20 protein-coding genes are annotated in these 26,102 nt (G+C 58.6%); 6 read left to right on the plus strand and 14 right to left on the minus strand.

The window, feature by feature from the left end:
• Positions 1 to 2,534: 2,534 nt before the first annotated feature.
• The gene (locus NE562_RS16325; protein WP_280963481.1) at positions 2,535 to 3,125 is read right to left on the minus strand and encodes an ECF transporter S component; all 591 of its coding nucleotides are present in this window, start codon (positions 3,123 to 3,125) and stop codon (positions 2,535 to 2,537) included.
• Between the two features lie 153 nt (positions 3,126 to 3,278).
• Here NE562_RS16325 and spoVAC point away from each other — a divergent pair, with 153 nt between their 5' ends.
• The 3 genes from spoVAC to spoVAE are packed head-to-tail and all read left to right on the plus strand — an operon-like array spanning position 3,279 to position 5,100.
• Positions 3,279 to 3,734, plus strand: a complete 456-nt coding sequence (spoVAC, locus tag NE562_RS16330) for a stage V sporulation protein AC (RefSeq protein ID WP_280963482.1) — start codon at positions 3,279 to 3,281, stop codon at positions 3,732 to 3,734.
• A complete protein-coding gene (gene spoVAD, locus NE562_RS16335; protein ID WP_280963483.1) occupies positions 3,731 to 4,738 on the plus strand; it encodes a stage V sporulation protein AD in 1,008 nt (335 codons plus the stop codon). The genes spoVAC and spoVAD overlap by 4 nt, the downstream gene beginning before the upstream one ends.
• Before the next feature lie 5 nt (positions 4,739 to 4,743).
• Positions 4,744 to 5,100 (plus strand): stage V sporulation protein AE, encoded by a 357-nt coding sequence (spoVAE, locus tag NE562_RS16340; protein WP_280963484.1) that lies wholly within the window; start codon positions 4,744 to 4,746, stop codon positions 5,098 to 5,100.
• 14 nt (positions 5,101 to 5,114) lie between these two features.
• On the opposite strand, the gene NE562_RS16345 is transcribed toward spoVAE, so the two are convergent.
• From NE562_RS16345 to NE562_RS16365, 5 genes are all read right to left on the minus strand, one after another.
• Entirely contained in the window at positions 5,115 to 5,318 is a 204-nt protein-coding gene (locus tag NE562_RS16345) for a hypothetical protein (protein WP_280963485.1), read from the minus strand.
• Between the two features lie 150 nt (positions 5,319 to 5,468).
• Entirely contained in the window at positions 5,469 to 6,488 is a 1,020-nt protein-coding gene (gene iolG, locus NE562_RS16350) for an inositol 2-dehydrogenase (protein ID WP_280963486.1), read from the minus strand.
• 22 nt (positions 6,489 to 6,510) lie between these two features.
• On the minus strand, positions 6,511 to 7,464 hold the full coding sequence (locus tag NE562_RS16355; RefSeq protein WP_280963487.1) for an ABC transporter permease: 954 nt from the start codon (positions 7,462 to 7,464) through the stop codon (positions 6,511 to 6,513).
• Positions 7,457 to 8,956, minus strand: coding sequence for a sugar ABC transporter ATP-binding protein (locus NE562_RS16360; protein ID WP_280963488.1), 1,500 nt, complete (start codon positions 8,954 to 8,956; stop codon positions 7,457 to 7,459). The genes NE562_RS16355 and NE562_RS16360 overlap by 8 nt, the downstream gene beginning before the upstream one ends.
• A 33-nt stretch (positions 8,957 to 8,989) precedes the next feature.
• Complete coding sequence (locus tag NE562_RS16365) at positions 8,990 to 9,955, minus strand: sugar ABC transporter substrate-binding protein (RefSeq protein ID WP_280963489.1); 966 nt, start codon at positions 9,953 to 9,955, stop codon at positions 8,990 to 8,992.
• A gap of 302 nt (positions 9,956 to 10,257) precedes the next feature.
• Here NE562_RS16365 and NE562_RS16370 point away from each other — a divergent pair, with 302 nt between their 5' ends.
• Positions 10,258 to 11,271, plus strand: a complete 1,014-nt coding sequence (locus tag NE562_RS16370) for a LacI family DNA-binding transcriptional regulator (protein ID WP_280963490.1) — start codon at positions 10,258 to 10,260, stop codon at positions 11,269 to 11,271.
• 92 nt (positions 11,272 to 11,363) lie between these two features.
• On the opposite strand, the gene NE562_RS16375 is transcribed toward NE562_RS16370, so the two are convergent.
• Both NE562_RS16375 and NE562_RS16380 read right to left on the minus strand, forming a co-directional pair.
• Positions 11,364 to 12,740 (minus strand): penicillin-binding transpeptidase domain-containing protein, encoded by a 1,377-nt coding sequence (locus NE562_RS16375; protein ID WP_280963491.1) that lies wholly within the window; start codon positions 12,738 to 12,740, stop codon positions 11,364 to 11,366.
• Positions 12,741 to 12,744: 4 nt separating this feature from the next.
• Positions 12,745 to 14,493, minus strand: a complete 1,749-nt coding sequence (locus NE562_RS16380) for an FtsW/RodA/SpoVE family cell cycle protein (RefSeq protein WP_280963492.1) — start codon at positions 14,491 to 14,493, stop codon at positions 12,745 to 12,747.
• Between the two features lie 257 nt (positions 14,494 to 14,750).
• Between NE562_RS16380 and NE562_RS16385 the strand changes: the two genes are divergently transcribed.
• Positions 14,751 to 16,103, plus strand: a complete 1,353-nt coding sequence (locus NE562_RS16385) for an alanine/glycine:cation symporter family protein (RefSeq protein ID WP_280963493.1) — start codon at positions 14,751 to 14,753, stop codon at positions 16,101 to 16,103.
• A gap of 52 nt (positions 16,104 to 16,155) precedes the next feature.
• Here NE562_RS16385 and NE562_RS16390 read toward each other — a convergent pair whose 3' ends face one another.
• Both NE562_RS16390 and NE562_RS16395 read right to left on the minus strand, forming a co-directional pair.
• On the minus strand, positions 16,156 to 17,517 hold the full coding sequence (locus tag NE562_RS16390; RefSeq protein WP_280963494.1) for an esterase/lipase family protein: 1,362 nt from the start codon (positions 17,515 to 17,517) through the stop codon (positions 16,156 to 16,158).
• Positions 17,518 to 17,814: 297 nt separating this feature from the next.
• Positions 17,815 to 19,098 carry a lysozyme inhibitor LprI family protein gene (locus NE562_RS16395; RefSeq protein WP_280963495.1) on the minus strand — a complete coding sequence of 428 codons (1,284 nt, stop codon included), beginning with the start codon at positions 19,096 to 19,098 and terminating at the stop codon, positions 17,815 to 17,817.
• Between the two features lie 197 nt (positions 19,099 to 19,295).
• On the opposite strand from NE562_RS16395, the gene NE562_RS16400 reads away from it, so the two are divergent.
• The gene (locus tag NE562_RS16400) at positions 19,296 to 21,608 is read left to right on the plus strand and encodes a L,D-transpeptidase family protein (RefSeq protein WP_280963496.1); all 2,313 of its coding nucleotides are present in this window, start codon (positions 19,296 to 19,298) and stop codon (positions 21,606 to 21,608) included.
• Positions 21,609 to 21,683: 75 nt separating this feature from the next.
• On the opposite strand, the gene NE562_RS16405 is transcribed toward NE562_RS16400, so the two are convergent.
• The 4 genes from NE562_RS16405 to NE562_RS16420 are packed head-to-tail and all read right to left on the minus strand — an operon-like array spanning position 21,684 to position 26,007.
• Positions 21,684 to 22,664 carry an aldo/keto reductase gene (locus tag NE562_RS16405; protein ID WP_280963497.1) on the minus strand — a complete coding sequence of 327 codons (981 nt, stop codon included), beginning with the start codon at positions 22,662 to 22,664 and terminating at the stop codon, positions 21,684 to 21,686.
• Between the two features lie 15 nt (positions 22,665 to 22,679).
• Positions 22,680 to 23,507 (minus strand): sugar phosphate isomerase/epimerase family protein, encoded by an 828-nt coding sequence (locus NE562_RS16410; RefSeq protein ID WP_280963498.1) that lies wholly within the window; start codon positions 23,505 to 23,507, stop codon positions 22,680 to 22,682.
• A 15-nt stretch (positions 23,508 to 23,522) separates the two neighbouring features.
• Positions 23,523 to 24,503, minus strand: a complete 981-nt coding sequence (locus tag NE562_RS16415) for an ABC transporter permease (protein ID WP_280963499.1) — start codon at positions 24,501 to 24,503, stop codon at positions 23,523 to 23,525.
• A 13-nt stretch (positions 24,504 to 24,516) separates the two neighbouring features.
• Complete coding sequence (locus tag NE562_RS16420) at positions 24,517 to 26,007, minus strand: sugar ABC transporter ATP-binding protein (protein WP_280963500.1); 1,491 nt, start codon at positions 26,005 to 26,007, stop codon at positions 24,517 to 24,519.
• Positions 26,008 to 26,102 lie beyond the last annotated feature (95 nt).

Consider the following 26,102-nt stretch of genomic DNA (forward strand, 5'->3'; position numbering starts at 1 on the left):
CGACACCAGCGCGGGCAGCCCAGCCGCCATGTCCTCGGTATTTCAATCCACGCCCTTGTAAGGGGAGCGACATGATGCGCAACGCGTCCTTTTCGTAGGCCCGATATTTCAATCCACGCCCCCGCGAGGGGAGCGACCGGACGTTTTGGGGTTGTTTTATGAAATTGGAACGATTTCAATCCACGCCCCCGCGAGGGGAGCGACGGTGAACCATGCGAGCAAACAATTCAGGGGGCAAATTTCAATCCACGCTCCCGCGAGGGGAGCGACCAAACATTTGGCAGGTCGCGCATATGTCGATCAAAATTTCAATCCACGCTCCCGCGAGGGGAGCGACGCGGGAATGGCAGATGAATGGGAATGGATGTGGGATTTCAATCCACGCTCCCGCGAGGGGAGCGACCGCTGGGCGAGCATGGTTTGTACCTGAATCGGCTTATTTCAATCCACGCTCCCGCGAGGGGAGCGACATTGTTGTTTCGCGTTCAAACTGCGCAAACACTCCATTTCAATCCACGCTCCCGCGAGGGGAGCGACGCTAAACACGCGCCCGGCATCGTCGCTAAAAACCATTTCAATCCACGCTCCCGCGAGGGGAGCGACGTCAGGCCGCACATTCTTGCGACATCAGAAATAGAATTTCAATCCACGCTCCCGCGAGGGGGAGCGACCCCCGCGAACTGACCGAGGAAGAACTTGCGGAGGTATTTCAATCCACGCTCCCGCGAGGGGGAGCGACATACCGGCGGTATATGACCAGCGGCAGGTGCAGATTTCAATCCACGCTCCCGCGAGGGGGAGCGACGGATTGCTATGTCGAAAACCGCTATCTCTCGATGATTTCAATCCACGCTCCCGCGAGGGGGAGCGACCCGCACCACCAAGAAGCGCCGGGAGCTGGAGGGCATTTCAATCCACGCTCCCGCGAGGGGGAGCGACTTGCGCTGGCGTTTTCAGCGCCGGGAAAGGGGGCGATTTCAATCCACGCTCCCGCGAGGGGGAGCGACGTGCTGCTGCCGCTGGACCGCACCTGTACGGCGGATATTTCAATCCACGCTCCCGCGAGGGGGAGCGACTGGTTCAATAGGAAAACCACCCTAATGCTTTCCAATTTCAATCCACGCTCCCGCGAGGGGGAGCGACCGCGAACGGTCGAATCACAAGGTTAAATTATTTATTTCAATCCACGCTCCCGCGAGGGGGAGCGACGCTGCTTGACCAGATCGAAGAAGACGAAGAAATATTTCAATCCACGCTCCCGCGAGGGGGAGCGACGCAATTCCCGTATGACGAAAACGGGAACAAACGCATTTCAATCCACGCTCCCGCGAGGGGAGCGACGGTCAATCGCACAGAATACCTCGGCTTACGTTCCATTTCAATCCACGCTCCCGCGAGGGGAGCGACATGCTTTTTACCTCATACCACAAAAAACAATTAATTTCAATCCACGCTCCCGCGAGGGGAGCGACTATTCGGGAAGAAATGGAAAAGTGAACAGAGAAATTTCAATCCACGCTCCCGCGAGGGGAGCGACAAATGCAATGTCCGTAGCTTTCGTTTTTCTGACATTTCAATCCACGCTCCCGCGAGGGGAGCGACAGGGATAGGAATATTGAACGGCGAATCAGGGAGATTTCAATCCACGCTCCCGCGAGGGGAGCGACGGTATTCCCAGCTCTTGCCCCTGCTGGGAATGCCGATTTCAATCCACGCTCCCGCGAGGGGAGCGACTGTTCTAGAAACCGGTGGCTTTCGCATTTTTAAAATTTCAATCCACGCTCCCGCGAGGGGAGCGACGGAGGTAATCGAATTGCCCGTTGCAGATATTGCGATTTCAATCCACGCTCCCGCGAGGGGAGCGACGCCCCCGCGAATTTGGGGGGCGCTTTACTCGCCCTATTTCAATCCACGCTCCCGCGAGGGGAGCGACACTTGGTGTCACAACTGCAAAATGTGGGTGCAAAGATTTCAATCCACGCTCCCGCGAGGGGAGCGACGTGATAGGACGTCTTCTTAAAAATTCAATCGGTATTTCAATCCACGCTCCCGCGAGGGGAGCGACGAAAGGCGTTATTAGTTTAGATGCCATAATTCCGGATTTCAATCCACGCTCCCGCGAGGGGAGCGACTAATGGCGAAAGCACTGCTGGCGGCAAAGGACGATTTCAATCCACGCTCCCGCGAGGGGAGCGACGTCGGTGTACACAAAATGGTCGGGCATAACGGCGATTTCAATCCACGCTCCCGCGAGGGGAGCGACAGACCAAGGCCCTTTTGAACCTCATAGGCCGTATATTTCAATCCACGCTCCCGCGAGGGGAGCGACAGCAATTATGCACAAAATCCATCGGCCTTTTTTGTATAGTCAGACGGTTTGCGGTCTATTTTGCAGAAGCACAGTGCTTTGAAGATACCATGACACGAGGAATTTGTTCGCCACAGCATGCAAAACGGGTGCGAACGCTGCCGCCAATCGATGGGTACTGCAACTTCGCACCGCAATAGCGTGGTACAAAACTTGTTGTGCTTCTTTACTGCTTCTGCGCGGCCTGCATCTGTCTGGCGAAGCCGGTGTGGGAGATCGCTTTTTGCAGGGCGGGCAGCAGCGCCAGCGCCACGGCGACCGCAATAATGATATTGGGGGGCGAGGTCAGCAGTTTCGGCACGTTCGCGATAAAGGCGGGCACGAACGCGCTGCCGCCAATCATCAGCACCACCACGTTTTTTAACATGTAAAACACGCTGGAAAAAACCGCGGCGACCACACAGGCGATCAGGTTGCGGGAAAATTTGCGGGCCATGGTGCCGCCCGCATGGGCGATCTGCCCGGCGATAAAGGCCATCAGGAAAAAGCGGATAAAGGTAAGCCAAGCCTCCGGCACATACTCCGGCGTCATCAGGTCGAAAACCATCGAACCGAACCCCGCGGCCAGTCCGCCGCGCCAGCCGCCCAGCAACAGGCCGGACAACAGGATAAACGCGTTAGCAAGCTTGATCATGGTCGTGCCGGTCGGCGTCGGAATGCGGATGGACAGATAAGCGGTCACCACAAGCACGACAGCCGCCATCAGGCCGATCATCACCATATCGTAAAGCGTAATTTTTTTGTTTTTCGTATTCACGAAAACCCCTCCTTCTGCGTTTTCTTTTTGTTTCGCGTTTATCATACCGCAGAAGTGGCCCGTTAAAAAGTATCAGTTTAGAAAATTGTTATAATGCCAGATGGATAAGATGCAGTTCTCTGCGCAAAATACCCCAAAAGCAAAAGGGGAGAAATGCGCATGGAACTGGATAAACAGCAGTATCAAAAGCTGCTCGAAAAGAAAAGCCCGAATTCGCCGCTTTGGCTGGATTGTCTGAAAGCCTTTTTGATCGGCGGCATTATTTGCACGATCGGGCAGGCGGTAAGCGGATTTTTTAAGCATCGCGGACTTTCGGTGGAGGATACGGCGGCGGCAACCGCTATGACCATGGTGTTCCTCGGCGGCCTGCTGACCTGCCTGCACCTGTATGAAAAGATCGCCAAGCACGCGGGCGCGGGCACGATCGTGCCGATCACGGGCTTTGCCAACGCGATCGTTTCCTCAGCCATGGAATTTAAAAGCGAAGGCCTTGTGTTGGGCCTTGGCGCCAAGCTGTTCGCCATCGCGGGGCCGGTGCTGGTATACGGTATTTCGGCTTCGGCGGTGTACGGCGTTATTTTGTTCTTGATGGGAGGGAACCCGCTGTGAAACGCATAGGCAAACGCACGCTCGCGTTCGATAGCAAGCCCGCCCTGCTGGGCTACGCTTCCGCCGTGGGCGAAAAGGAAGGGCAGGGCCCGCTGCATGAATTTTTCGACATGGTGTCGGATGACGACCTGATGGGCGAAAAGACCTGGGAGCTGGCCGAAAGCAAGCTGCAAAAGACCGCGATCGATTTGGCGGTACAAAAAAGCGGACTGCAAAAGAGCGATCTGGATCTGATTCTCGCGGGCGACCTGCTCAACCAGTGCATCAGCTCGGCCCTTGCTTCGTCTGAAAGCGGCGTGCCGTTTTTGGGCCTTTACGGCGCGTGCTCAACCATGGCCGAGGGCCTCGCGCTTGGCGCATGTCTTGTGGAGGGCGGCGCGGCCGACCGTCTGCTCGCGGCGGCTTCGTCCCATTTTTGCTCGGCGGAGCGGCAATACCGTTTTCCGCTGGCCTACGGCGGGCAGCGTACGCCGACCGCCCAGTGGACGGCCACAGCCGCGGGCGCGGCCGTGCTTGGCGGCGGGAAAGGCGATCTGCGCATCACGCACGCCCTATTCGGCCGGCAGGTCGATCTGGGCGTAAAGGACGCAAATAACATGGGCGCGGCCATGGCCCCTTCGGCTTACGACACGATTTCCACGCTGCTGACCGAGCTTGGCGCGGAGCCGCGCGACTTTGACCAGATCGTGACCGGCGATTTGGGCCACGTGGGCGCGGATATTCTCGTGACGCTGTTCCGGGAAAACGACGGCATCGATCTAACGCCCGTCTACTCGGACTGCGGCAGCCTGCTGTATGGCAGCGATCAGGACCCGCACGCGGGCGCTTCGGGCTGCGGTTGTTCAGCCTGCGTTCTGTGCGGCCCGCTGCTGCGCGATATGCAGGCGGGCAAGTATAAACGGCTGGTCTTTGCGGGTACGGGCGCGCTGATGAGCCCCGTTTCCGTGCAGCAGGGCCAAACCATCGCGGGCGTATGCCACGCGGTCGTGCTGGAAAGGGGATAGGCGCTATGGAATATTTGAACGCATTTTGGGTCGGCGGGCTGATCTGCGCGATCTGTCAAGTTTTTATTGATAAAACCAAGCTGACGCCCGCGCGCATTTTGGTATCGCTCGTTGTACTGGGCGTGCTGCTGCAAGCCCTTGGCCTGTATCAGCCGGTCGTGGATTACGCGGGCGCGGGCGCGACCGTGCCGCTTTTGGGCTTTGGCTATTCGCTGGCCAAGGGCGTTGCCAAGGCGGTCGCCGAACAGGGCGCGCTCGGCATTTTGACGGGCGGCGTGACCGGCGCCGCGGGCGGCATTGCCGCCGCGATCGTATTCGGCTGTCTGTTCGCCCTGCTCAGCCGCCCCAAGAGCAAAAGCTGAAAGGTGAAAATAGCTTACGCCGCCGCGCGCCGTGCGCGGCGGCGCGGCCGGGAGACATACCGCTTGCCGATTGTGCCGATCATGAGCAGGAGCGCCGCTGCCGCGAGCCCCAAGGCGATTTGCGCAACGCTCGCCGTGCCCATATCGGACGCGGCCGCCGTGAAAAACAGCAGCCCCGCCCCGCAGCCCTGCGCCAGTGTACATAACCGTTTCCGCATACCGAAAACCTCCGCTTCCTTTAGGATGCTTTCAGTATAGCAAATAGCTTGTCCCATAAACCGGACTTATACCGCTGAAAACAAAATTGCAAGGCGCCGGTGCGTGCACCGGCGCCTTACGATATGAAGAAGGATGAGAATGGCAAAGGGTCAAACCACGACGGTCTGAACGGCCTCGAACCGGCCTGTTTTAGCCGAACGGTTTGCGGCTTCGGCGATCAGTACGGCTTGCAGGCCGTCGAATCCATCCACCGGCGGGGCGGCGCGGGTGCGGACCGCCTGCGCGAAGTCGGCCAGTTCGACGAAATACGCTTCCTTGTAGCGCTCCGGGAAATGCCACGGCACCTTGGCGCCCGTATATCCTTCGGGGCCGAATAGACGCACGTTGTTTTCGTACTCGTTATCATCCATCACACAGCCCTTGGAGCCGAGCGCCTCGATGCGCTGGTCATGCCCGAAGGTGCAGCGCCGGCTGGTCTCCAGCACGCCGAGCGCGCCGTTTGCAAACCGCAGAATGGCGTGCCCGCTGCCGAAATCACCGTTTTCCGCGATTTCCGGGTCGCATACCGAGGTGCCGGTCGCGAAAACCTCGGTCACCTCACAGCCCATCAAAAAGCGCGCCATGTCAAAATCGTGGATCATGAAGTCCACGAAAATGCCGCCGGATTCGCGGATGTATTTCATGCTCGGCGGCGCGGGGTCGCGCGAAATGATTTTCAGCACCTCGGGCTTGCCGATCCGGCCTTCCGCGATGGCGCGCCGCAGCGCGCCGTGGTGCCGGTCAAAGCGGTGCATGAAGCCCACCTGTAAAACGACGTTTGCGTCGCGCACCGCGCGCAGCGCCTGCACGATCCGGCCGACATCGTGGTCGATCGGTTTTTCGCAGAAAATATCCATACCCGCCTCGGCCGCGCGCATGATAAAATCCGAATGCGTTTCGGTGACCGAGCAGATCACCACCGCGTCGATCGTCGGGTCGCCGAACACGGCCTGCGGGTCCTTGCCGCACCGGGGAAGGCCCAGCCCGCGCAGCTCGCGTTCGGTCTGCCCGGTCAAAAACGGGTCGACGCCGATGACGACCTCGTACTCCTTCATGGTCAAAATATTTTGCAAGTGCATTCTGCCGATGCGCCCAAGGCCGAGAATGCCGAGCCGTATCGGTTTGTTCATGGCGTTTCCTCCCTTTTGCTAACTACTTGCTTCTGAGCTTGTCGCCCGCGACCGCCAGAATAATGACCAGACCGATCACAATCTGCTGAATATACGAGGACACGTTCAAAAGGTTCAGGCCGTTGTTGAGCACGCTGATGATCAGCGCGCCGATGATGGTGCCGGACAGGCGGCCTTCGCCGCCGTCTAAACTGGTGCCGCCGATAACGGTCGCGGCGATCGCGTTGAGCTCGTACCCCTGACCGGCCACCGGCTGGGCCGAATCCAGCCTTGCGGTGAGCAGCACGGAGGCAATGCCCGCCGTTATGCCGCACACGATATAGACGAGCGCGGTGTACCGCCCGGTGTTGATGCCGGAAAGCCGGGTCGCCTCCACGTTGCCGCCGATCGCATAGATATAACGGCCCGCGCGGGTGAAGCGCAGCAGGAACATGCCGATGCCAAAGGTGACCACCATGATAACGATCATCCATGGCACGCCGAGCAGCGTGCCGCTGCCGATACCGCTCAGGCCCGTCCCGAAGCCTGAAATGGAGCGGCCGTCCGTCAGATACAGGGCCAGTCCGCGCGCGATGCTCATCGAGCCGAGCGTTGCGATAAAGGGCGGCAGGCCCACACGCGTGACCAGCAGGCCGTTGAACGCGCCGCACAGCGCGCCGACCGCCACACAGCCGAGGAGCGCGGCGGGCGCGGGCACGCCCGCCTTGAGGAGCATGCCGAGGATCACACCCGCAAACGCCACGATCGAGCCGACCGAAAGGTCGATCCCTCCGGTCAAGATGACAAAGGTCATGCCGCAGGCCAGCGTTGCGTTAATGGCGGCCTGCAAAACGGCGTTGATGAGATTATCCGGCGTCAAGAAAAATGGGGAGGCAAGGCTCATGACCGCGCATAGAACCGCCAGACCGAGCAGGATCATGACATTGTTTGGGATACTGCTCAGCCGGAACCCTGCTTTTCCCGCTGCTTTATTCATCTTTTCCGCCCCCTGTCGCATAGTACATGATTTTTTCCTGCGTCGCCTCGGCCCGGGTCATTTCGCATACGATCGCGCCGCCGCACATCACGAGGATGCGGTCGCTCATGCCGAGCACCTCGGGCAGCTCGCTTGAGATCATGACGACCGCCATGCCGCGTCCTGCCAGCTCGCACATGATCTTATAAATCTCCGCCTTTGCGCCCACGTCGATGCCGCGCGTCGGCTCGTCAAAAAACAGCACCTGTCCCTCGGTTGTCAGCCACTTGGCGATGACCACCTTTTGCTGGTTGCCGCCTGAAAGAAATTTCACCTTTTGCTGTAAATGCGGCGTTTTCACGCGCAGTTGGTCGACATACTGCGCGCCGAGCGCCCTTTCCGCCTTTCGGCTGATCAGCCCGTTGCGCAGGATCGTTGAAACGTTTGCCAGTGTGATGTTTTCACCGACGCTCATGCCCAGCACCAGACCGTGGTTTTTGCGGTCCTCGGGCAGCAGGCCGATGCCGTGGCGCACCGCGTCCTCCGGGCTGCGGATGGTCAGCTTTTGGCCGTTCAGCCACACCTCGCCCGCGCTCGCCGGGTCCGCGCCAATCACCGCGCGGGCCAGCTCGGTGCGGCCCGCGCCCATCAGCCCGGCAATGCCGAGTATTTCGCCGCGCCGCGCGACAAACGAGCAGTCGCGTAGCTTGTCCCTTGTCGAAAGACCGCGCACCGCCAGCAGCGTTTCGCCGATCGCCACCGGAGTTTTGGGGAACAGTTCGGTCAACTCGCGGCCCACCATCATGCCGATCATTTCATCCACGGTTTTTTCCGCGACCTCCACGGTGGCGATATAGCGGCCGTCCCGCATGATTGTCGCCCGGTCGCCGATGCGTTTGATCTCCTCGAACCGGTGCGAGATATAGACGACGCCCACGCCCCGCGCCTTCAGATCGAGGACGATGCGGAACAGGCTTTCGATCTCCCGGTCGGTAAGGGACGAGGTCGGTTCGTCCAATATAATGACCTTGGAGTTTTGGCTGACCGCCTTGGCGATCTCGACCATTTGCTGCTGCGCCACGCTGAGCGACCCCAGCATATCCTTTGCGCGCAGCGCTACGCCGAGCTGCCGCAGGATCTCGTCCGCGTCCCGATACAGGCGTTTCCAATCGATCACGCCCGCTTTTTTAGGCTCACGGCCCAAAAAGATGTTTTCCGCCACCGTTAAATAGGGGATCAGGTTCAGTTCCTGATGCACGATGTTGATACCGGCGTTCATCGCGTCCCGCGTACCGGCAAACCGTACCTCTTGCCCGTCTACCCTTACGGTGCCCGCGTTCCGTTTGTATACGCCGGAAAGCACCTTCATGAGCGTGGACTTGCCCGCGCCGTTTTCGCCCAGCAGGATATGTACCTCGCCACGCCGCAGCGAAAAGGATACGTCGTCCAGCGCCTTCACTCCCGGAAATTCCACTGTGATATGCTGCATGGATACGATTTCGTTCGGGTCCATCTTTTCACCCCTTCCACCAGCCATGCCGAAGGCCTATTGGATATCGTCTCCCGACAGCATGGTTACGTCGACCGGCACCTCGACTTCGCATGAACCGGTCTCCAGATAGGTTTTCGCGGTTTCCAGCGCGATCGCGCCCATTTTATCCGGCGATTGCGCGATCGAGCCCAGCATCTTGCCGTCCTTGATGGCGCTCTTGGCGTCGTCCGTCGCGTCGAAGCCGATCACCGTAATCTGCGACGATTTGCCCATATCCTCGATCGCCTTGACCGCGCCCAGCGCCATCATGTCGTTTGCGGCAAACAGGCCGGTGATATCCGGGTTGGCCTGCAAGATGTTCTGGAATACGGTATAGCCCTTTTCCTGATCCCAATCAGCCGGCTGCGAGGCGACGATCTCGAGCCCGCCAAGCTCCTTTACTTTATCGGTAAAGCCGCCGACGCGGGAAACGCTGGATTCGTGCCCGCTGATGCCTTCTAGCACCGCGACCTTGCCCGCGCCGCCCAGCGCCTTCGACAGCTCTTCGGCCGCCGTTTCGCCGCCAAAGTAGTTGTCCGAACCGATGAAGCATTCAATGTGCGCGTCTGCCGCGGCAAGCGCCTCTTCGTCGATGCGGGTGTCCACAACGATGACGGGGATGTTCTTGTCATTCGCTTTTTTGATCGCGGGCACCAACTCTGTGGAGCCGTTCGGCGTTAGAATAAGGGCGGAAACGTTTTGCGTGATCAGGTTTTCGATGATCTGCATTTGCTTTTCCGCGTCGGTCTCTTTTTCGGGAGCCTGTGTGATTACCTGAACGCCAATCTCCTGCGCTTTTGCGTCGATCGCTTCCTCCATGGTCACATAAAACGGGTTGGAAAGCGACTTGAGCACCACGCCCACCTTGGGCGCATCCGCGGCGGTGTCGCCCGTGCCGGCTCCGCCGCACCCGGCCAGCGCGGCGAGCAACATGGCTGCCGCCAGAATGCCTGCGAAAAATCCTTTCTTCTGCTTTAACATGTTCCTTTCCTCCTCCTAGTTTTTTTGATCATGCGCATTGAAAATTAATCAAAATAATTCGATATATTTCGACTAATTTTGATATATACATTAAATCACACAGGGCACACTTTGTCAATAATGGCAAAATAGCTAATAATTTTAAACATAAACTGTTCAAAAGCTTGTTATATTAGCGCGTTCGCAAGAATGACAAATTGAAATAAATAAAAAATTTCGATTTATGTTCAAACAATATGGACATTTTGGATATAATGGATTATAGTAATAGCAGGACACATGATAAAGGAGGGCTTAACGCCTTGACGATCCGAAATATTGCCGAGCAGGCCGGTGTGGCGATCTCCACCGTGTCGCTGGTGCTGAATAATAAGGCCGGTGTGCGTAAGCAAACGCGTGAACGCGTCGCGGCGCTGCTCGTTCAAAACGGTTATACCATCCGCAACCTGCCCGATCCCGCGGGCAAGGGCGATATCAAATTCATCCGCTACCAGTCCGCCCAGCATATGAAGGAGCGCAACGAGGATTTTTTCGCCGGTATCCTAAACGGCGCGGAACAAAAGGCGCGCCTTTCCGGCTATAGCCTGAGCGTGACCAACGCGGACGACGAACACTTTTTCCCGCTGCTGCGCCAGCTCGAGGAAACGCAGGGCGCGGCGGGCGTCATCCTGCTGGGCAGCGAACTGCGCGCGGGCGACGCCGAACCGCTGACAAAGCTTTCCCTGCCGCTCGTTTCGGTGGACAACCGGTTCCCCAACATGCCGATCAACGCGGTCAGCATCAACAATACCGACGGGGTGTTTCACGCGGTCGAATACCTGTACCGCTTGGGCCACCGCAAGATCGGCTGCCTGCAAGGCTCCTTTGACATCGGCGGCGTTCCGGCGCGCAACGAAGGCTTTTTGCGCGCCATGGAAGCGCTGGGGCTGCCAGTCGATCCCATACACTTGATTCAGATCGATCTGCTGTTCGACAAGGCGACCGAGCAAATGCACCGCCACTTGCGCGAAACAGACGACCTGCCGACCGCCTTTTTCGCGGCCAACGACATCGTCGCCGCCGGTTGCGAGCGCGCCTTGCAGCAGGCGGGCTACCGCGTGCCCGAGGATATCTCCATCATCGGCTTTGACGACGGCACGATGAGCACCTTTGTCGATCCGCCGCTCACGACGATGCGCGTCGACCGCGCCCGCTTGGGCGAGCTAGCCGTGCAGCGCCTGCTCGATATGATCGCGCACGGCGGCAGCGAAGTGCTCAAGACCGAGCTGACCGTCACGCTGGTCGAGCGCGCGTCCACCGCGCAGGCCAAAGCTTAAAAACGCGCCCGCAATCTCAGAACATACAAAAAAGCCAGCGCTTCGGCGCTGGCTTTTTTGTATGGTGTTAAAAATACGGCGGACCTATAGGCTTAGTAGCCTTTTTCCACCGCGGCGGTGAGCACTTGCGAGGCGATGGTGCCCGCGACGGACGAGCCGCCGCCGCCCTGCTCGACCAGAACGATAAACGCGTAGGGCGTGCTTGCGTCGCGCAAGAAACCGGTGAACCAGGCGTTCGGCGTTTTGTCCGCGCCGATTTCCGCCGTACCCGACTTGGCGCACACGTCCATGCCGGGGAAACGGTCCTGCCCATAGGTCGCAAGCACGTTGTTGTGCATCATATCGGCGATCGTGTTCGCGGTGTCCGCTTCGATCAGCTTGCCGGACTTTTTGGGGAAATATACGCCGGTCGGCAGGCCGTAATCGGTCGAGGATTTCTCGATCAGGCGCGGCATGGCGGCCTTGCCGCCGTTTGCGATCGCCCCCATGTACAGCATCATATTGATCGGGCACATCGCGTCCCGGTCCTGACCGACGCCCGCCCAAGCAAGCTGATGGTCGGTGCCGTCGAACGAGAAGCTGCCTTTGCTGGTCTGAACGCCGTCCACCTTGATCGCGGTGGTCAGGCCGGCGGCGTCCGTATACTTTTCCATGGTCTTGCCGCCCAGCTCGACCGCGAGCTGGCCGAATACGCCGTTGCAGGAGTTGGCGAGCGCGGATTCGATATCGAGCTCGCCGTGGGCGAAGGGGCAGGTCACCGCGTCGCCGCCGATATCGACCGAGCCGGTGCACGTCCAGTGCCGCTGGAACAGGTCGGGGATGTTCTCAATCGCGGCGTTCAGCGTGACCACCTTAAAAATGGAGCCCGGGATTGAGTTGGCGGAAAGCAGGCGGTTGACGTACACGCCCTCCCACGCGGGATCGTCCGCCGCGATATCCGGAGGATCGGCGGGGTCGAACGTCGGCGTGGAGACCATGCAGAGAATTTCGCCGGTCTTGTAATTGTATACGCCGACCGTGCCGCGGTTGCCGCCCAGCGCCTGATAGGCGATGTTGTTGAGGTACGCGTCGATCGTCAGATACAGGTAGTTGCCGCTGCCGAGCGGCGAATAAGCGCCGGTAAACAGGTTGTAGCCGGAAAGCTTATCGGCAAAGGCGGTCTGCGCGCCCGAACCGATGAACCCCGCTTGATCGCCCACCGCGTGCAGCGTGGCCTTGCGCACCGAAGAATCGGGATAATAGGTGCGGCCCGAACCGTCCGCCGCGGGCTGGGAAAGCACGTCGCCGTCGCGGTCTAGGATCACGCCGCCTTTGAGCCGCCCTTGATTGTCGTACAGGTGGCGGTTATACGGGTAGGAAGCCCAGTCGCCGCCGTCCATCACAAAGCGGAAGCAGAACAAAGCAAGGCCAAGACCGAGCAGGGCGGTCAGGATCAGGCAAAAAACAGTTCTTTTTTCTATTTTACGCATGTTGTCATCCCTCCCCGCGCAGCTCGCGGCGCGAAACGAGCTTTACCGCGAACGAGGCGTTCTGCCGCGTGTCCGTCGCCTTCAAAAAGGCCAGCATGCCCCAAGCCGACAGCATCGACGAGCCGCCGTTCGACACAAAGGGCAGCGTCACGCCGGTCAGCGGCAGGATATCGACCGCGCCGAACACGTTCAGGCAGGTCTGGAAAACAAGCAGGCTGGTCGCGGCGCAGGCCGCGATCGTGTAAAAGCTGGACCGCCCGGCGCGGCAGGCGCGCACGGCGAACACGGCCAGCGTCAGGATGCAAAGCACCGATAGCACGGCGATCACAAGGCCCCATTCCTCGCACAAAAGGGCGAAAACCAGATCGGTATCCGCGGCGGGCACGCCGGTCAGCCAGCCCTTGCCCGCGCCCACGCCGATCATGCCGCCCGAAGCGGCGGCCGTCATCGCGTGGGTCTGCTGAAACCCCTTGTCGTACACATCCTCCCACACGTGGCCCCAAGAGGCAAAACGGGCCGCCACGTGTGTTTTCATCTTCAGCAGGATCAGGCCGCCAAGGCCGCAGCCCGTGCAGATCAGCGCCAGCGTGGCGAAATCACCCGAGCGCAAATAAGCGATCACAAGGAAGGTGACAAAAAAGATGAGCGCCGTGCCGAAATCGTTCATCAGCGCAAGGCAGCCGCCGCACACGGCGGTCAGCACGATGAACATGGTCAGGTTTCGCTTTTGGAACAGGCGGTCCAGCGTGGCCGCGCCCGCGAAAATATAGCAGATCTTGGCCAGCTCGGAGGGCTGGAATGAAAAGCTGCCGATGACGATCCACGCCTTGGCGCCGTAGACCTCCTTGCCGATCAGCAAGGTGATGGCAAGCAGGCCGATCGCGCCCGCGGCCATCACCCAGCGCACCTTTTGGGTGCGCGTCAGGTCGCGCAGGAAAAAGCCTAGGATCAGAAAGATCACAAGGCCCATCAGGATAGCGGCGAGCTGCTTGGGCAGCTCCTTCGGCGCGCCCGAGCCCGTCACCGCGAGCGAAAGCGTACACAGGAAAAAGGCGATGGTCTCCATCTCGAAGCCGATCCGCCGGAACGAGCGCAGCACGATAAAATAGCCCCAGCACACCGCGGTAAAGGCCAGAAAGGTGAGGGGAATGGCGGTGGTTGCCTTATCGCCCGCGGCGATAATGAGCTGCAGCGCGGTCATCACCTGAAATAGGGTGAGCAGCACCAGCGCGCCCCACATGCCCGCGGGCCGTCCCTCGGCGCGGCGCTCGGCGATCTGGGCGCGTTTTTCCTCCGCGCCGACCGGGATAAGCACGGCCGGAATGCCGCCGAAGGTGAGGGTATCGCCGTCGTTCACCACGGCGTACCCGTCCACGTCCAGATCGTTCACCTGCACGCCGCCCTTGGAATCCAGATCGTATACCGTCCATGATCCGTCGTTCTCGCGGATCAGCGCCGCGTGCTGGCGGGAAACGGAGGGGTATTCCATTTGCAAGTCGCACGCGGGCGCGCGGCCGATAATATTTTCCCAATGGGTGACCGGCAGGCGTACGCCGTTCGTCAGCCCCAGATAGGCCCAGACCTCGTCCGGATGCTTGACCTTCCAAAGCGAGCGGATCGCGCCCACCAGAATCATCAACGCGAGCAGCGGAAACACGAACCGCGCCGCGGTCGTATACCACGCGCCCACCAAGGGATTTTCGCTGAGAAATGCCGTGAGCGTATCCAAAAGACGCTGAAGCGCGTCGTTCATATCATTTTTTCCTCCCATCTGCGTGCCGGGATAGCCGCGCGGCGCGCCGCGCGGACCAGTGCAACCAATAAACATTATTATAGCACAGTTTGTCAAGCGGTAGGGTGAACGCAAAGCAAACTTTGGCAGGCGGCTTTCGTGTGAAAAACTTTAACAAACTACCGTTTTATCCCACTGTGGTTGACAGGCCGCGCCTTTGGATGCTATATTGAATATGTTTGCGGCAACAAATCAAAAAAAGGGGGAAAATACAGAACATGAAAGTAATCGAAACCATCGTTACGACAGTGAATTCCTTTTTGTGGGATTACGCGCTGCTGTTTCTGCTGATCGCAACGGGCATCTACTTTACCATCCGGCTGAATTTTATCCAGATCCGAAAGTTTGGCGAGGGCATGCGCCGCTTGTTCGGCGGCTTTTCGCTGAAGGGCGACAAGGCCGGCAAGGAGGGCATGAGCTCCTTCCAGTCGCTCACGACCGCTATCGCGGCGCAGGTCGGCACGGGCAACATCGCGGGCGCGGCCACCGCGATCGCTTCCGGCGGCCCGGGCGCGATCTTCTGGATGTGGGTATCGGCGTTTTTCGGCATGAGTACGATCTATTCGGAGGCCGTGCTCGCGCAGAAGTTTAAAACGACCGACGCGGACGGGCAGGTAACCGGCGGCCCGATCTATTACATCAAAGCGGCCTTCAAGGGCAAGTTCGGCAAATTCCTCGCGGGCTTTTTCTCGGTCGCCATCATTCTGGCGCTCGGATTTATGGGCAACATGGTGCAGTCCAACTCGATCGGCGGCGCGTTTGAAAACGCGTTCGGCGTGCCCGCCCTTGCGGTGGGCGTTGTGTGCGCGGTGATCGCAGCGTTTATCTTTCTCGGCGGCGTGGGCCGTATCGCGGCGTTTACCGAAAAGGTCGTGCCGCTGATGGCGGCGCTGTACATCATCGGCTGTGTGGTCATTCTGGTGATGAATTATTCCGCGGTCGGCTTCGCGTTCAAGCAGATCTTTGTCATGGCGTTCGATCCGCAGGCCATCGCGGGCGGCGTGATCGGTCTTTCCGTGCAGAAGGCGATGCGCTACGGCGTGGCGCGCGGCCTGTTCTCGAACGAGGCCGGCATGGGCTCGACCCCGCACGCGCACGCGCTTGCCAAGGTGGAAAAACCGCAGGATCAGGGCGTGGTCGCCATGATGGGCGTGTTTATCGATACCTTTATTATTCTGACGCTCACCGCGCTGGTCATCATCTCCTCCGGTCTGTGGAGCAATGGCGAGACCGCCGCCGTGCTGGCGCAGTCGGCGTTCAACGCGACGTTCGGCTCGTTCGGCAATGCCTTCATCGCCATCTGCATGCTGTTCTTCGCGTTTTCCACTATTATCGGCTGGTATTTCTTTGGCGAGACCAACGTCAAGGCCCTGTTCGGCAAAAAGGCCGTCAAGGTTTACGCCGTGATCGTGGTGTTCTTCATCATCCTCGGCTCCGGGCTCAAGGTCGATCTGGTGTGGAGCCTGTCGGATATGTTCAACGGCCTGATGGTCATTCCCAACCTGATAGGTCTGCTCGCCCTATCCGGGCTGGTCGTCCGCATCACCAAGGGCAAGGATAACGAACTTTAAAATAGAAAGCGCGCGTTGCAGAATAAAATCTGCGACGCGCGCTTTTTCTGTTTTAAAGCCCTTTTGCCTTGAGATCCTTGACAATGCCCGTATAAAACTCGCGCACGTCAAAGCCCGGAATGTCCTCGCGCATCAAATCCACGATGTCGCCGTGGGAAATGCCGCGTTTTTGGGGCGCCGGAAGCTCGCCGAGAAAGTCGCCCCATGGGGCCGAGGAGCTGGCGACCAGCCCGTCGTTTGGCTCGCGGTCGTATTTGTTGACCAAGTGCCACGTCAGGTTCAGGGGAAAGCCCGCGCTGCGCGGGGCCTTCATCACGCTCATCACGCTTTGGTACAAAACGCCCGGCATATCGGGCGTTTGCTCGTTAAAGGCCTTGCAGTTTTCGCTGGTCAGGTCGCGCACGCCGCCCATAAAATCAGGCGAATCGTCGCCCAGCTTGCGAAACAGGCCGTTGTATTTGCGCTCCATCTGGCGCAGCACGCCTTTGGGCAAGTTATCCAGCAGATGCTGGGCGAAAATACAGCCGCGGTGCGGGGTGTTGATGGTCGTAAGCGAGGCGACCTTGTCGGCAAGGCCCAGCCGCGTGATCGCGTAGCGGCTGTCCAGCCCGCCCTTGGAATGGGCGATCAGGTTGACCTTTTCGCAGCCCGTGTCCTCCACAATCGCGCTGATATGGGCGGCCAGCTCCTCCGCGCTGCGCGCGACCGGCGCGGCGGACTGCTGGCGGCCGTAAAAGATGGTCGCCCCGCAGCGGGACAGCGCGCGGGGAATGCGGCCCCAATAGTTGACCCACTGCCAATCGCGGAAGAAAATGCCGTGAATCAGCACCAGCGGGTAGCGCGTCCGGCAGTCCTCGTTTTCGGCGTGGGTATGCTCTAATTCTTGTCGGCCAAGGGCGAAATAGTATTCCGCCCGCACGCTTTTCAGCACATGGTAGAACAAAAACAGATGGAGGATGGGCACCCACCAGAAAAGCAGCAGCATCACGCGCCATACGATGCGCAGCCGCGCCGAGGTGAGCACGACCCGGAAAAAGCCGTTTACCAGCAGCAGGCCGATGACCGGGACAAAGACGATCAGGTTGACCAGCAGCGGCACCCAAGCGGGCGCGCTGTCCGTCGGCCGCACCAGCGCGCCGCTCGTATAAAGCGCGGTGTATAAAATGCTTTCGAGAAAAATGGCCCAAAAGGAGCACAGCAAAATCTCGTATCCGCCGATCATGGCCCGCAGTCGCCGCGACGGCGCGCGCGCCGCCCGCGGGCGAATGGAAAACCACAGGTAGAAAGCAAGCAACGCGAGCAGCAGCGCGGTCTGCCCCAAGGCGGGCAGGCGCAGCGCATAGGTGCACAGCAAAAAATAGTTGCCCAAAAGCAAAAGCCCCAAAACGCGCAGACAACGCTTCAGTATCTCCATATGTATCCCCCTCTTTATGGCTGTCGAAAAACTAGTTTTTCGACAGCCTTCGATCGAAACAAAGCCCCATTTCGATCGAGTATTCCGGCTTCTGCGCGCGCCTTTTAGGCACACTTGAAGTCGGTTTGTATAGCCCGTAGGCCTCTATCCACTGACCGCCGCCGTGCGGCGATTAAATGAGAGCAAAGCCGCGCACATGTCGCGGCTTTTTATGGATTTTGCCGTTTGCGTCAAAATCCTATTTTATGCACGCTGCGGCGTGAGGACTTTTCCGACAGCTTTTCTTTCCAGTTGTGCTTACATTAAATCAAGCAGCTTATAGCAGCGCGTTTTGGTGTAGCTCTGCTTGAAGCTGGCGCTGGCGAGCTTGCCGGCGGTTTCGTCCGCCGCGTCCTTCGCGGCGTTTTCCGCGCCCGCGTCGCGTTCCTTTACCCATGCGTTATAGGATTCCTCCTCCGAAGCATAGGCGTCCGCGCTGAGCACGGTCTCCAGATAGGTGTACATATCCGCAAGCAGCGTGTCCCACGCCTCAAACGAGGTGGCGGTCGCGTCGAGCTGGGCCTCAATCGTTTCGGCGGAGGTGATCTTGCCGTCCGATTCCTCCAGCTTATCCATCTGATCGACAAAGGTCTGCTTCTGCTGTTGCTGGGCCTGCTGGTTTTCCTCTTGGCGCTTGGCGGCGGCCTGCTCTTCCGTCAGGCGCTCCCGCAGCTTATCGACTTGGCTCTTCTGGTCCGAGGTGAGCGAATCGTCCGCCGACAGCGAATCGAGCACACCGGCGGCCGCGTCATATTTCTTGTCGTCGATATAGCTGGTGGCCTGCTGGAGGTCGGAAGCAAACTTGCTGTCGCTCTGGCCGGATTTGGCCTTGGCGATCATATCCTCGACCGCGTCCGCGAGCGGCGAGGTCTTATCCGTGATGCGCTCCTGCAAGCGGGAGAGCAGCGCGAGCGCGGATTCGTATTCGCCAGCGTCCAGATAATCCTGCGCGTCCTGATAGTCGCCCAGCTGGTCGATGATCAGCTGCATCGCGGTCGGATCCTTGGCTTCGGCCTGCGCGGCCTTGTACGCGTCCAGCGCGTCCGAAAACTTGCCGCGATTCATATACTTTTCGGCGAGCGTCAGGTTTTCGTCAGGCTTGCGCGACAGGACGAACCACACGCCGCCGCCGATCACCGCGGCGATCAGCACGATCACCAGCACGACGATCGCGGCCTTTTTGCCCGCGCCCGGCTTCTTATAGGGCTGGTTATCCCGATCCGGCTGTTCAAAATAGGTAGTGCGCGGTCCGTTCGGCGCGGCGGACGCGTTTCGGCGGGCGGGCGGCGTTTCGCCTCGGGAAGGCTGCGCCTTAGGCGCGGCGGTTTCCTTTTCCGGCATGCCGGCGGAAGCGTGGGCCGAGCGCTGCTCCTCGGTAAAAGCGGCGTCAAACGCGGCGGTGTCGATCGGCGAATCATCCTCCGAAAGCGGGGTGAAAAAGGTGGTCTCGTCGTCTACGCCGGTCTGTTCGGTCGGCGCACCGCAAAATGGGCAGAATTTGCCCGAGATCGGCAGCTCCCTGCCGCAGTTTTTGCAAAGCATGAAACGGTCTCCTCCTCAAAGAGATACTTTATAAATGCTTCCTTAGTATAGCATGTGTGGCCGCAAATGTAAATAACGGCGTTTCATGCGCGGAAAAAGGTGGGAAATCGAGACGAAAATGCTCTGCAAACCGCTTGACAAGCTATCAGCCCCCCCGTACAATAGAGATATCATATGAGTAAAAGGAGCACCCCACCTTGAACAGACGACTGATGAGCGCGCTGCTCGCCGCAATGCTGCTGTTTTCCACCGCGTCCGCCGCCTTAGAAGCGGACGGCGCCACACTGGATACCGACCCGGCCGCAGGGCTGTCCGCCCCGCTGGCGGACACGCCGCAAACCACGGAACCGGACGCGGATAAGACCGATACGCCTGAAGAGCAACAGACCGCGCCGGAAGGCACGCCGAATGGCGAGACCCCGGCGGAAGAGAACGAAACGGGAGAAGGGGACGCGCCCCCTGCGGACGAGCCTCCGGCCGAACCCGAACCCGAACCGCTGTTCCCGGATATCGCCGGGCACTGGGCCGAGGCGCAGCTCACCCGCGCGTCCGAGCTTGGCCTGCTAAAGGGCTCGGACGGCAAAATGATGCCCGACCAGATCGTCAAACGCGTGGAAGCGCTCGTGATTATGAACCGCGCGCTGGGCACGTCGCTGACCGCGGATATCTCCGGGCTGACCAACGTGCCCGCGAACGCTTGGTACCGGAACGATCTGGCCAAGGCGCTCTACATAGGCCTGATCGACGGCAAGGACAGCCGCAGCTTTGAGATCGGCGCGACCCGCGCCGAGGCTTTCGTTATGCTGGCCCGCGCTTTTGTTTACGAGCGCGCGGAGCCCGATCTTGGTGTACTTTCCACCTTTACCGACGCCGCCGGCATGACGGCGGAGCAAAAAAACGCCGCGTCCGCGCTGATCGCGGCCGGCATCGTCAAGGGCGACACGGCGACCACGCTTGCGCCGAACGATAAGCTGACGCGCGCGCAGTTCGTGACCATGCTGCTGCGTATCGTCCCCAATTTTCCCGCGGAAAACGATGATCTATCGATGCTTTCCGGCGGCGCGCTTATCTCCGCGCCCGCCGCCGATCTGACCTCGCTCGACCCGGACGGCGACCGTGTGTTCGTCTGCCCGACCACCTCGGTCAATCTAAGCGGCGTCAATGCGGGCGGCCGCATCGTGCTGCGCGGCGCGGAGGGTATGCAGTTTACCGCGTCCGGCTCCTCCATGCCCATGATCGCCGCCGATGAAAAGGGCTATGCCTCGCTCGCCTTGTCCGAGGATTCCGAGACCGACGCCCTGCTGCTCGCGGGCGAGGGCGGCGCGGTCGATTTTTCCGGCAGCGCTAAGAACGTAGAGATCACGGCCACCGGCCGCACCATCCATCTGTATTCGATCGACGCGGACACGCTGATCGTGTCCGGCGCGGGCAACACGATCGTGATGGACGGCGACGTGGATTCCGTGCGCCTGACCCATACCGCGCTGAACACCAAGCTGACTTTGAACGGCAAGGTGGGCGACATGGTCGTCGCGGGCCGCGGCAGCAAGGTGGATGGCAAGGGCAAGGCGGAATCGGTCGATACACAGGCTGTGGACTGCGAGATAAAGCTGGAAGCCGCCTCCAAGACCGAGACCATCGACCAAGGCCTCGCGGGCGTGGCGGTCGAAATGGGCGTGCCGACCTCCGTCAAGCCGGGCGGCTCGCTCACCACGCAGGTGAAGTTCACCGGCGTGTCCGCGAACAAGGTCTGTTCGGCCCAGTGGTATCAGGATGGCAAGCCGATCGAGGGCTTTGGCAACGATTCGTTCAATCTATCCTCGGATACGGTCTCGCGCCACACCTCGTACTTTACCTTCACCAAGAACATGCAGAAAAGCGTGACCATGGGCTTTAAGCTGACCTATTACAATCCTTCCACCGGCGAAACCGAGCAGGTATCCGCTGAAAAGACCGTACCGATCGAAAACTATTCGGACGAATGGTATTACCAGCGCGACGTGGATCGCGTGCTCAAATTGGTATCCTCGACCTATAAGGGCAACTACACCGCGAAATACGCGATCGACGGCGATTACCAGCCTTATGAAAAGGAAGTGTTCGTCAACGCCAAGGGCTATTCGTCGAATTCCAATTACCTGATCTGGATCAACCGGGCGTACCAGCACGTCAACGTGTTCACCGGCTCCAAGGGCAACTGGAAGCTGCATAAGTCGTTCTTGGTCGGCACCGGCGCTTCGGCCACGGCCACGCCCACGGGCCTTACCACGGTGTCGTATAAATCGGCGGGCGGCTGGACCACCTCCACCTATACGGTAAAGCCGGTCGTCGGCTTCTATCCCGGCACGGGCTACGCCTTCCACTCCCGCCTGTACTATCCGGGCACCACCACCATCAGCGACGCCAGCATCGGCTACCCGATCTCGCACGGCTGTATCCGCATGTATGATCAAGACGTGCAGTGGATCTACAACAACATCCCTGTCGGCACGACGGTGGCGATCTTCTAAGTCTTTGATAACCAATAACTCATATAAAGATCCCGCCGGGTGTCCGGCGGGATCTTTATGTCTAATGGCATAGCGTCAGCCGTTGTTTAACCAATGAACCTCGGCCTGTGTCAGCTCTAGATTGACCGCGTCTACGTTAGCCTTTACTTCGGCGGCATTCGCGGAACCGACCAGCGCAAAAATTCCAAAGCCATAGTAATCGGAGCAATGAATCACATATGCCAGCGCAACCGCTGCCGTGCTGACGCCCTTCTGTACTGCGAGAGCTGCCGCTCGGTCAAGCCGTGCAAAGTTTTGCTCGCAGCAGTAGGCGCGCACACAGGGTTCAGGCAATGCGCCTTCTTCAAACAGCAGCTTATAATTCTCTCGGTTAAAACGGCCGGAAAATAGCCCCATACATAGGCTGGAATACGCCAGCAACGGCATATGCTGCGTGGCGAACCACTCACGCGCAGCCTGCATAGCGTCGCCTGTCATAGAAATACAGCCGCCGCCGTGGGGATCGTCCATTTGCTCGCCGAGCGAAAAGTGCTGGCTGGCAACCAGAAACGGACGCAGTCCGTGTGCTTTGGCGTATTCGTTAGCCTGCTGAATACGTTGTAGTGACCAGTTGGAGGCGCCATAAGTACGAATGCGGCCCGCTTCCCAATGACGGTGCAGCATTTCTACGATCGGGCCGACCGGCATGGTCTCATCATCGCGATGCAGCATATAAATATCGATGTAGTCTGTGCCGAGCAGCGCAAGTGAATCCATGATGTCGGCTGTCACGTCGTATGGCGTAACGCGCTTGCGGATCGCGTTGTGATGCCCGCCCTTGGAGATTAAAACGACCTGATCGCGGTTGCCGCGTGCGCGCAACCAACTACCGATCGCCTTTTCACAAGCGCCGTCCGCGTATTCGCGCCCGGAGTCGATGGCGTTGACGCCCAATTCGACTGCCGCATCCAAAACTTCGAACAACGGCTCTTCGCGCATCCAGTTTTCGTACTGTGCTGTTCCCGATATCATGCGGGAAACCGGAAGCTGAACGCCCTCTATGTTTGCATACTTCATATAAATTCTCCCTTGTCAATAGTACCGGTGCAGTACCGCTGCGGTTTTGTCATAACCGGTCTGGATCGCCTGCTCAATATCCATTTCCCAATATTCGGGGCGGAACAATTCGAGGGAATAGACGCCGTCATATCCCTTTTCGCACAAGATCCGTAAAATCGCGTCGGTATCGATCGCCCCTTCGCCCGGCCAAAGCCGATCGCTGTCGGTGCAGGATCCGCGCGGCAGATCTTCTACATCATTGATATGTACCATGAATATTTTGTCCAGATCGGCACGGCGCAGATCGTCAAGCGACGAACCCATGGCGTGAAAGTGGAACAAATCGAGGATAAGGCCGACATCGGACCGATTAACTGCCTGTACAATATTGTAACCTTGCCCAAAGGTGTTGATGCAGCACTGCGGATGACCAATAAATTCAAAGGCCAGCTTTACGCCAAAAGGCTCGGCCGCGGCGGCTAGGTCGCAAATGACGTTTACGGTTTCGGTTTGGATTTCGCCGATTGTCAGGTGCCCAACGTCGAAAGAAGGGTCCATTGTGACCATATGACAGTGAAGCTTGTCCGCCAGCCCGCAGACGAACGCTAAATCGGCCTTGATCGCGGCATAGTCGGCGGCATTGCGGTAGTTGATACACTCGAGTCCGTTAAAGGCATAGGGTTTCAAGTGACTGCCGGAAAAAAACGCTGCCAGTTCGTCCGCTGTGTGCCGTGTTAAGTAATCCTTCAGCATGTCGATTCGGATCTCGATAAGATCATAGCCATGTTGTTCGCAAAACGCTAGATCCAGTTCTAAAGTAGAGTGTTTCATCATGGTCGCTTGGTTGTAACAAATTTTCATATTAGGTTCCTTCCATTATCTACGATTGGCCTTACGCATATCGAACACGACTGCGCCGACGATGATACAGCCTTTGATAATCTGTTGAATATATGGGGATACGCCAAGGATCAACAGGCCGTTGTTGATGACGCCGAGAATCAAAATACCGGTGACAATGCCGCTTATCTTGCCCACGCCACCGCTGTGACTGACGCCGCCCACAGTCGCGGCGGCGATGCCATCCAGTTCATAGCTCATGCCGAGCGAAGCAATGGCCGAGCCTGATCGCGCCGCGATCAAAATACCGGCCACAGCGGCGGTCAGCGCCGACCATACGTAAATGCCTACCAACGACCGTTCTACCGGTACGCCCGCGACACGCGCCGCGGTTTCGTTGCCGCCAATCGCATAAATATTGCGCCCAAAGCTGGTGCGGTTCAGCAGCAGCCAGGCTAGCAACGCGAATACCAGAAGAACAATCGCCAGACAGGGGATCGCACCAATCTTTCCCTGCCCAAGAAGCTTAAAATCTTCACGTAAATAGGAAATGGGGTAGGCATTGGTATACAGCAGCGCGACACCGCGCGCGGCGGTCATGGTGCCTAGCGTTGCAATAAACGCAGGGATGTGGGTGTAGGCAACCAGCAAACCGTTGATCAGGCCGAACAGCACGCCGGCAAGCAGACCGGCTACAACGGGCAGGAACAGCGGTAGATGGGGTAAGTTTGGAAAAAATAGACTGCCGGCGGCCGCATCCTGTGCCAGACTGGCGGAAACGACGGCGGCAACCGCAATAACCGAGCCGAGCGATAGGTCAATGCCCTTTGATATGATGCAGAAGGACACGCCGAGCGCAAGCAGGCCGCGCGCCGATTCTGCAGACAGTAAATTCATAATATTGGTTACGGTAAGAAAATTCGGCGTTGCTAGACTGAGCCCCAACACGAGCACCACCAGCACCAGCAGAATGGAATACTCGTCCAGAAGCTTGCCGATCCGCTGCTTTTTGTTCATGTAATTTCCTCCCTTAATTCAGACCGGCAGCATACTTCATGATCTTTTCCTGCGAAAAATCTTTCCGATCTACAATGCCGGACATCTTTCCCTCGTGCATGACCAGAATACGATCACTTACGGCCAAAACCTCCTGCATTTCGGATGACACCATGATGATAGCTTTGCCTTCGCCCGCCATTTTGGACAGCAATGAATGAATCTCTGCTTTTGCGCCCACATCGATGCCACGTGTTGGTTCATCTACCATGAGAATATCGGGGTTGGTAAGCAGCCAACGCGCGACGAGCGCCTTTTGCTGGTTGCCGCCGCTGAGGTTTTCGATTTTTGTGTCCAGCGAGGGCGTGCGTACATTGAGCTTTTCCACATATGCCTGAGAGTGCTCCCGCATGCTCCGGACATTAAGCAGGCCGTATTTTCTATAGTTTTTCGTGCTGGATATGGTAATATTGCGTTCGACCGAAAGCACAGGGATAATGCCTGTTCCGCGCCGGTCTTCAGTTACGAGTGCCAACTTGTGCCTGATCGCGTCCCGCGGTGTGTTAATCTCGGTCTGTTGTCCAAATAGAGTGATTGTACCGGCGGCTTTGCGTCGCACGCCGAAGATCGTCTCGATCACTTCGGTGCGTCCTGCGCCGACTAGACCGGCAAAACCAAGAATTTCGCCCCGGCGCAGCTCGAACGACACGCCGGAAAAGCATTTTTCACAAGCGAGGTTTTCTACTTTCATTACCACGTCGCCGATGGGATACTCCGCCTTAGGAAACATGTCGTCCATGGTCCGTCCCACCATTAATGCGATCAGCCGGTCGGTATCCAGTTCATTCGCGCGATGTGAGGCGATATATTGCCCATCGCGCAATACGGTGATTTCGTCGGATATGCGGAAAATCTCCTCCATCTTATGTGAAATATAAATGATGGCAACGCCTTGTTCTTTGAGCTGCGAGATAATGTCAAACAGTTGCTCAGTCTCGGCTACCGTTAGGGCCGAGGTCGGCTCGTCCATAATGACAACGCTGGCGTTGTAAGATACCGCCTTGGCAATTTCCACAAGCTGCATTTTTGCAATGGTCAGATCGCCCATTTTTGCTTTGGGGTCAATTTGGATGTGCAGCCGTTCGAACAGTGCCGTGGTTTCAGCGATCATCCGTTTGTCATCGGTCAGCAGACCGTATTTTTTCAGCTGGCGCCCGATCCAGAAGTTTTCCCACACGGCTCTATCCCGAATGGGGGACAACTCCTGATGGATCATGGAAATACCGGCTTGCAGTGCGTCAAGCGTGTTGGTAAACTGCACTTCTTTGCCGCGAAAGCGCACGGTTCCTTCATCCGGTCTATAAATACCAAACAGGCATTTCATCAGGGTGGATTTGCCCGCGCCGTTTTCCCCCATCAGAGAATGCACTGTTCCGGGACGGATCCGAAGCTGTACGTCGCGCAGTGCCTGTACGCCGGGGAAATGTTTGGAGATGCCCTGCATCTCTAGAATATACTCATCCATTCGTCATCAGCCTCCCGTCATCGTTTGCATGCGTTGCCCCGGGGGGGGGGGGGGGGGGGGGGGGGGGGGGGGGGGGGGGGGGGGGGGGGGGGGGG

The organism is Butyricicoccus faecihominis (assembly GCF_024462775.1).
In the GTDB taxonomy this organism is placed as follows: Bacteria; Bacillota; Clostridia; order Oscillospirales; family Butyricicoccaceae; genus Agathobaculum; species Agathobaculum faecihominis_A.

What these genes read in the sequence shown, in the direction of transcription:
- NE562_RS16410 (WP_280963498.1), bottom strand. Translation starts at nt 23,507, where the DNA reads ATGAAAATTTGTTACAACCAAGCGACCATGATGAAACACTCTACTTTA.
- NE562_RS16395 (WP_280963495.1), bottom strand. Translation starts at nt 19,098, where the DNA reads ATGCTTTGCAAAAACTGCGGCAGGGAGCTGCCGATCTCGGGCAAATTC.
- NE562_RS16415 (WP_280963499.1), bottom strand. Translation starts at nt 24,503, where the DNA reads ATGAACAAAAAGCAGCGGATCGGCAAGCTTCTGGACGAGTATTCCATT.
- iolG (WP_280963486.1), bottom strand. Translation starts at nt 6,488, where the DNA reads ATGAACAAACCGATACGGCTCGGCATTCTCGGCCTTGGGCGCATCGGC.
- NE562_RS16360 (WP_280963488.1), bottom strand. Translation starts at nt 8,956, where the DNA reads ATGGACCCGAACGAAATCGTATCCATGCAGCATATCACAGTGGAATTT.
- spoVAC (WP_280963482.1), top strand. Translation starts at nt 3,279, where the DNA reads ATGCGCATGGAACTGGATAAACAGCAGTATCAAAAGCTGCTCGAAAAG.
- spoVAE (WP_280963484.1), top strand. Translation starts at nt 4,744, where the DNA reads ATGGAATATTTGAACGCATTTTGGGTCGGCGGGCTGATCTGCGCGATC.
- NE562_RS16345 (WP_280963485.1), bottom strand. Translation starts at nt 5,318, where the DNA reads ATGCGGAAACGGTTATGTACACTGGCGCAGGGCTGCGGGGCGGGGCTG.
- NE562_RS16365 (WP_280963489.1), bottom strand. Translation starts at nt 9,955, where the DNA reads ATGTTAAAGCAGAAGAAAGGATTTTTCGCAGGCATTCTGGCGGCAGCC.
- NE562_RS16355 (WP_280963487.1), bottom strand. Translation starts at nt 7,464, where the DNA reads ATGAATAAAGCAGCGGGAAAAGCAGGGTTCCGGCTGAGCAGTATCCCA.
- NE562_RS16405 (WP_280963497.1), bottom strand. Translation starts at nt 22,664, where the DNA reads ATGAAGTATGCAAACATAGAGGGCGTTCAGCTTCCGGTTTCCCGCATG.
- NE562_RS16375 (WP_280963491.1), bottom strand. Translation starts at nt 12,740, where the DNA reads ATGCGTAAAATAGAAAAAAGAACTGTTTTTTGCCTGATCCTGACCGCC.
- NE562_RS16420 (WP_280963500.1), bottom strand. Translation starts at nt 26,007, where the DNA reads ATGGATGAGTATATTCTAGAGATGCAGGGCATCTCCAAACATTTCCCC.
- NE562_RS16390 (WP_280963494.1), bottom strand. Translation starts at nt 17,517, where the DNA reads ATGGAGATACTGAAGCGTTGTCTGCGCGTTTTGGGGCTTTTGCTTTTG.
- NE562_RS16380 (WP_280963492.1), bottom strand. Translation starts at nt 14,493, where the DNA reads ATGAACGACGCGCTTCAGCGTCTTTTGGATACGCTCACGGCATTTCTC.
- NE562_RS16385 (WP_280963493.1), top strand. Translation starts at nt 14,751, where the DNA reads ATGAAAGTAATCGAAACCATCGTTACGACAGTGAATTCCTTTTTGTGG.